Genomic DNA, 2435 nt, shown 5'->3' with positions numbered 1-2435 from the left:
CGGCCGCCACGTCGCCATCATCGGCGCCGGCGCTGTCGGTGTCATCAGCGCGATCGAGGCGCTGCGCGAGGGCCATCGCGTCACGCTGATCGATCCGGGCGAGCCTGGCGGCGAACAGGCGGCGAGCTATGGCAATGCCGGCTGGCTGTCGTCACATTCGGTGATCCCGCCGGCGGAGCCGGGCATCTGGAAGAAGGTGCCGGGCTATCTCATGGACCCGCTCGGGCCGCTCGCGATCCGCTGGTCGTATTTGCCGAAAGCGCTGCCCTGGCTGGTCAAATATCTGCTCTCGGGCTGGACCGAGGCGCGGGTCGAGAAGACGGCGTTTGCCCTGCGCGACCTGTTGAGGGACGCGCCGCTGCTGCACCGGAAGCTGGCGGAAGAAGCGGGCGTTTCTGAATTGATCGAGCGCAATGGCGTGATGCATGTGTTTCCGTCGCGCGTCAATTTCGACAACGATCTCGGCTGGCGCCTGCGCAAGAAGGTCGGCGTCGAGTGGATGGAGCTCAACGCCGACGAGATGCGCCAGCGCGAGCCCGATCTGCATCCGCGCTACACCTTTGGCGTGGTGGTGGAGGAGGCCGGGCGCTGCCGCGATCCCGGTGCTTATGTCGCGGCGCTTGCCAATCATGCGATCGCCAGCGGCGTCACGCATGTGCGGGCCAAGGCGACCGGCTTGAGGTTGAATGGCGACAAGCTCGTGGCCGTCCTTACCGAGACCGGCGAGATCGCCTGTGATGCTGCCGTCGTCGCGGCCGGCGCCCGCTCGAAGCAGCTCACCGCATCGGTCGGCGATCCCTTGCCGCTCGAGACCGAGCGCGGCTACCACGTCATGATAGAGAACCCGGAGTCAGGTCCGCGCAGCTCGATGATGGCATCCGACGCCAAGATGGTGGTGAACTGGACCAACAAGGGCCTGCGCGCCGCCGGCACCGTCGAGATCGCCGGCCTCGAGGCCGCGCCGAACTGGAAGCGCGCCGAGATCCTGCGCAACCACCTCATCAGTATGTTTCCAAAACTTCCGAAGGATATTCCGCCTTCGCGCATAAAAACCTGGTTCGGGCATCGGCCGAGCATGCCGGATGGACGTCCCTGCATCGGCTATGCGCGCGCCTCGCGCGACATCGTCTATGCCTTCGGCCACGGCCATGTTGGCCTGGTTGGTTCGGCCCGTACCGGGCGGCTCGTCGCGCAGCTGCTCAGCGGCAAGGCGCCAGAGATTCCGCTGGCGCCGTTTGCGCCTGAACGCTTCCTCTGAGGTCGTGCATCCGGACTGCGCTCGCGCGTCTTGCCGGATTCCGATCGTCGCAAAGGCCTGAACAATCTCTGGTAGCGCTGCCGTGTGCATTGCCTTCGTCCACGCGCCCCCGGTATATAGAGCTGTGTCCGGGCATCAATGCAGCTGATGAAGAGCAACGTGGAACTCGCTTCCGACAGCATCGTCGATCGCGTCTATGAACAGCTCAAGGCGATGGCCGTGAGCTACGCGTTACTTGCGTCTCCGTGCTGGAAAAGCACATCGACCGCCGCCTCGGCCTCGACCGCATCACCGCCGCGATCAAGGAAGGCTACGCGCAGATTTACATGCCGGCGACGGCAAGGTCGGCGGCGAATTGAGGTTCTCTTGTCTGGAGTGAGACCATGAAGCTATCCGGTAAGGTCGCCGCCATCACTGGCGCAGCGCGCGGCATCGGCAAGGCCTGCGCGAAGAGATTTTTGGATGACGGCGTCAAGGTCGTGATTTCGGATGTCGATGCCGAGGGCCTCGCCAAGACGGCGGCCGAGCTCGGACATCCGGAGGCCTTGCGCACCGTCGTCGGCAACGTCGCCAAGCGCGCCGATGTCGACCAGCTCGTCGCCACCGCCGTGAAGGAGTTCGGCCGGCTCGACATCATGGTCAACAATGCCGGCGTCGCCCGCAACCGGGACATCCTGGAGATATCCGAAGAGGAATTCGACGAGATCATCGGCATCAATTTGAAGGGCGCGTTCTTCGGCGTGCAGGCCGCCGCCAAGCAGATGATCGCGCAAGGCGGCGGCGGGGTCATCATCAACATGTCCTCGGTGAACGCGCTGCTGGCGATCCCGGCGCTGGCAACCTACGCGATGTCCAAGGGTGGCATGAAGCAGCTCACCTCGGTCGCCGCCGTCGCGCTCGCCCCGCACAACATCCGCGTCGTCGCGGTCGGGCCGGGCACGATTTTGACCGACATGGTGGCATCGTCCATCTACACCTCCGAGGACGCCCGCAAGACCGTGATGTCGCGCACCCCGGCTGGCCGCGGCGGTGAGCCGAGCGAGGTGGCCTCTGTCGTCGCGTTCCTGGCGAGCGACGATGCGTCCTACATCACCGGGCAGACGATCTATCCTGATGGCGGAAGGCTGATCCTGAACTATACGGTGCCGGTGAAGGAGAAGTAGGAGCGCGAGTTCTC

At 64.9% G+C, this 2435-nt stretch carries 2 protein-coding genes; both read left to right on the top strand.

Going from position 1 to position 2435, the window contains the following annotated elements:
• A partial coding sequence (locus IC66_RS0138780; RefSeq protein WP_049806744.1) for an NAD(P)/FAD-dependent oxidoreductase occupies nucleotides 1-1258 on the top strand: 1258 nt, incomplete at its 5' end.
• Nucleotides 1259-1641: 383 nt separating this feature from the next.
• Nucleotides 1642-2421, top strand: coding sequence for an SDR family NAD(P)-dependent oxidoreductase (locus IC66_RS0138770; RefSeq protein WP_038951129.1), 780 nt, complete (start codon nucleotides 1642-1644; stop codon nucleotides 2419-2421).
• Nucleotides 2422-2435 lie beyond the last annotated feature (14 nt).

This window comes from Bradyrhizobium genomosp. III (genome assembly GCF_000261705.1).
Classification (GTDB): Bacteria; Pseudomonadota; Alphaproteobacteria; order Rhizobiales; family Xanthobacteraceae; genus Bradyrhizobium; species Bradyrhizobium ottawaense.
The sequence above is the reverse complement of the archived record's forward strand: the minus strand, read 5'-3'. Positions and strand labels throughout refer to the sequence as shown.